General features: G+C 70.2%; 3 protein-coding genes. 1 reads left to right on the forward strand and 2 read right to left on the reverse strand.

All coding sequences use genetic code 11. From position 1 onward, the window contains the following. Nucleotides 1-187: 187 nt before the first annotated feature. A complete protein-coding gene (gcvP, locus tag E2651_RS41565) occupies nt 188-3,076 on the forward strand; it encodes an aminomethyl-transferring glycine dehydrogenase (protein WP_135336452.1) in 2,889 nt (962 codons plus the stop codon). Between the two features lie 101 nt (nt 3,077-3,177). Here gcvP and E2651_RS41570 read toward each other — a convergent pair whose 3' ends face one another. Next, a complete protein-coding gene (locus tag E2651_RS41570) occupies nt 3,178-3,384 on the reverse strand; it encodes a DUF5999 family protein (protein WP_280922834.1) in 207 nt (68 codons plus the stop codon). Nucleotides 3,385-3,692: 308 nt separating this feature from the next. Then, a partial coding sequence (locus E2651_RS41575) for a hypothetical protein (protein ID WP_135336454.1) occupies nt 3,693-4,244 on the reverse strand: 552 nt, incomplete at its 5' end.

Raw genomic sequence — 4,244 nt, forward strand, 5'->3', positions numbered from 1 at the left:
GGCGTCGGGCGGGCACGTTCGGAACCCCTCCTCACCGACGGTGAAAGTCGGGACGGCGCCTCTTGCGGGGCGTATCCCGGTGAAGCTCTCAGGTTGAGATGACAGAGGGGGAGGCCGTCCGGGTACCCACGCCGTGGTGCCCCTCGCAGGTCGCGTCAGACCAGCGTCAGACCAGGAGGCCTCCGCAATGACCGCCACCCCTCGCATCCCGCTCTCACAGCTTGAGCAGGGCATCCCCTTCGAGCAGCGGCACATCGGCCCCGATGCCGAAGCACGGGCCAAGATGCTCGCGCAGGTCGGCTACGGCTCGCTCGACGAGCTGACCGCCGCCGCGGTGCCGGATGTGATCAAGAACGCCGAGGCGCTGAATCTGCCCGGAGCACGCACCGAGGCCGAGGTGCTTGCCGAGCTGCGCTCCCTCGCCGATCGGAATCAAGTGCTTGATTCCATGATCGGGCTTGGTTACTACGGGACCTTCACGCCGCCCGTCATTCTGCGGAACGTCATGGAGAACCCTGCCTGGTACACGGCTTACACGCCCTACCAGCCCGAGATCTCCCAGGGGCGTCTGGAAGCGCTGCTCAACTTCCAGACTGTCGTCGCGGAGCTGACCGGACTGCCCACCTCCGGTGCCTCCCTGCTCGACGAGGGGACCGCCGCTGCCGAGGCCATGGCCCTTTCGCGGCGCATGAGCAAGGTCAAGGACGGGGTTTTTGTCGTTGACGCCGATGCGCTGCCGCAGACCATCGCCGTCATCCAGACCCGTGCCGAGCCCACCGGTGTCGAGATCGTCGTCGCCGACCTGAGCGACGGCATCCCGGCCGAGGTCGCCGAGCGCGGTGTCGTCGGCGTACTGATCCAGTACCCGGGCGCCTCCGGTGTCGTACGCGACATCAAGGCGGTCATCGAGCAGGCGCGCGAGCTGGGTGCCGTCGTCTCCGTCGCGGCCGATCTGCTCGCCCTGACGCTGCTCACCTCGCCCGGTGAGCTCGGTGCGGACATCGCGGTCGGTACGACCCAGCGGTTCGGTGTGCCGATGGGCTTCGGCGGGCCGCACGCCGGATACATGGCGGTGCGCGAGAAGTTCGCCCGCAGCCTGCCGGGCCGGCTCGTGGGCGTCTCCGTCGACGCCGACGGCAACAAGGCCTACCGGCTCGCGCTGCAGACCCGTGAGCAGCACATCCGCCGGGAGAAGGCGACCAGCAACATCTGTACGGCGCAGGTGCTGCTTGCCGTCATGGCCGGGATGTACGCGGTCTACCACGGGCCCGAGGGGCTCAAGTCCATCGCGCGGCGCACCCACCGGTACGCGACGCTGCTGGCTGCCGGGCTCACCGCAGGCGGTGTCGAGGTCGTGCACGGCGCGTACTTCGACACGCTCACCGTGCGGGTGCCGGGCAAGGCCGAGGAGCTCGTCTCCGCGGCCCGTGAGGGCGGCGTCAACATCCACCAGGTCGACGCCGACCACGTCTCGCTGGCCTGTGACGAGACCACCACGCGCAAGCAGCTGACCGCGATCTGGACCGCGTTCGGGGTCGAGGGGGACATCGAGGCGCTCGACGCGGCGACCGAGGACACCCTGCCCGCCGGGCTGCTGCGCTCCGACGCGTACCTGACGCACCCGGTCTTCCACCAGTACCGCTCCGAGACCGCGATGCTGCGCTACCTGCGCAAGCTGGCCGACCGCGACTACGCGCTCGACCGCGGAATGATCCCGCTGGGCTCCTGCACCATGAAGCTCAACGCGACCACCGAGATGGAGCCGGTCACCTGGCCCGAGTTCGGGCAGCTGCACCCCTTCGCGCCCGCCCAGCAGGCGCAGGGCTACCTCACGCTCATCCGTGAGCTGGAGGAGCGGCTCGCCGAGGTCACCGGGTACGACAAGGTCTCGCTGCAGCCCAACGCCGGTTCGCAGGGCGAGCTCGCCGGGCTTCTCGCCGTACGCGGCTATCACCGGGCCAACGGCGACGAGCAGCGCACCGTCTGCCTCATCCCGTCCTCCGCGCACGGCACCAACGCCGCGAGCGCCGTGATGGCCGGCATGAAGGTCGTCGTCGTGAAGACCGCCGACGACGGCGAGATCGACGTCGAGGACCTGCGGGCCAAGATCGAGAAGCACCGCGACGAGCTGTCGGTCCTTATGATCACGTACCCGTCGACGCACGGTGTCTTCGAGGAGCACGTCGCCGACATCTGCGCGGAGGTGCACGAGGCCGGCGGCCAGGTGTACGTCGACGGCGCCAACCTCAACGCGCTGGTGGGGCTCGCCAAGCCGGGCCACTTCGGCGGCGACGTCTCGCACCTGAACCTGCACAAGACCTTCTGCATCCCGCACGGCGGCGGCGGTCCCGGCGTCGGCCCGGTCGGTGTGCGCGAGCACCTCGCGCCGTACCTGCCCAACCACCCGATGCAGCCCGCCGCGGGCCCCGAGACGGGTGTCGGGCCGATCTCCGCGGCGCCGTGGGGCTCCGCCGGGATCCTGCCGATCTCCTGGGCGTACGTACGCCTCATGGGCGGCGAGGGCCTCAAGCGCGCCACCCAGGTCGCGGTGCTCTCCGCCAACTACATCGCCAAGCGGCTCGAGCCGCACTACCCGGTGCTCTACACCGGCCCCGGCGACCTCGTCGCGCACGAGTGCATCATCGACCTGCGTCCGCTCTCCAAGGAGACCGGCGTCAGCGTCGACGACATCGCCAAGCGGCTCATCGACTACGGCTTCCACGCGCCGACCATGTCGTTCCCGGTCGCCGGGACGCTGATGATCGAGCCGACGGAGAGCGAGGACCTGGTCGAGATCGACCGGTTCTGCGAGGCGATGATCGCCATTCGCGGCGAGATCGAGAAGGTCGGCGGCGGCGAGTGGTCCACCGACGACAACCCGCTGCGCAACGCGCCGCACACCGCCGCCGCGCTGGGCGGCGAGTGGGAGCACGGCTACAGCCGCGAGGAGGCCGTCTTCCCGGCCGGTGTCGTCGCGGCGGACAAGTACTGGCCGCCGGTGCGCCGCATCGACCAGGCGTACGGCGACCGGAACCTGGTCTGCTCCTGCCCGCCGCTGGATGCGTACGAGGACTGATGCACGAGGACTGATACGCGGGCTTGGACATGCGTCGGGGCCGGTCCGGAGTTGTTTCTCCGGGTCGGCCCCTTCGTTGTCCGTGCCGTGGCGCCGCCGCGTCAGGCGGCCGTCATGATCTCGTCGGTGCCCAGCGGTCGGTGCGGGGCGATGATCTGGCCGTCCGGCAGCAGCTCACCGGTGTCCTCGAAGAGGAGGACGCCGTTGCACAGCAGGCTCCAGCCCTGCTCCGGGTGGCTCGCCATGAGGAGCGCGGCTTCCCGGTCGGCGGAGTCGGCTGTCGGGCACGGTGGTTGGTGCTGGCACATGGAAGGGTTCTTTCGCTGCGATGTGATGGCTGTGACGTCTGTCCTGCGGTTCGATGTGGTGTTCATGACCGCCCCCCGTGGTTTAGTCGGTCCGATCCCAGTGTTGCCCTACGGGCGTCAATCCGCAGGGATTTAGCGGCAGCGCTTCCTACTGCTTAATGACGTATCACCCGCCCGGACGGTTCAGCCCAACTGCACTGTCTCTTCGGGTGGTTCGGGGTGGTCATACCGGGCTAGTCCGTCCGGGCAGCGGACAGCGCCGTGCCCCGCGGCCGGTCGGGCTGCGGGGCACGGGAGGTGCGGCGGCGTCATGCGGGTGAGCCGAGCAGCGGCGCGGGGGTCAGGCGGTGGGTGAGGACCTTGAGCAGTTCGGCGGCGCGGTGCGGGCGGTGGGCCGCGATGCCGGGTGGCGCGGGTGCCAGCGGTACGAGGATGTCGGTGGCCCTGAGGTGGCCGCTCGCGCCGTCGGCCGTGCAGTCGCCGTGCAGCCAGAGCGTGAGCATGTACAGCTCGGGCACGGACAACAGACGTGGCTGGTACGGCAGGGGCATCTGCTCGGCGTGGCGCAGGGCGCGCTCGGTGGCCGCGATGTACGGGCCCTCGAAGAAGTGCGAGAACGTCCACCCGTCCGGCGTGAGCATCGTGTCGGCGGCGGCGACGGCTCGCTCGCCGCAGCGGATCAGGAAGCGCCACCCCGCGAGCCGGGTGGGCGTGCTGCCCGACGGGGTGATCCGGTCCAGGACGTGGACGGGCAGCGGAAGTTCGGGGGTCACGGGTCCCTGGGCGGAGCGCAGGGACGGGGTGCGGGCTTCGCGGACGGCGGTGGGGGAACCGAGTGCCGCGAGGACGCTGCGCAGGGC

It is taken from the genome of Streptomyces sp. MZ04, assembly GCF_004684775.1.
In the GTDB taxonomy this organism is placed as follows: domain Bacteria; phylum Actinomycetota; class Actinomycetes; order Streptomycetales; family Streptomycetaceae; genus Streptomyces.

What these genes read in the sequence shown, in the direction of transcription:
- gcvP (WP_135336452.1), top strand. Translation starts at nt 188, where the DNA reads ATGACCGCCACCCCTCGCATCCCGCTCTCACAGCTTGAGCAGGGCATC.
- E2651_RS41570 (WP_280922834.1), bottom strand. Translation starts at nt 3,384, where the DNA reads ATGTGCCAGCACCAACCACCGTGCCCGACAGCCGACTCCGCCGACCGG.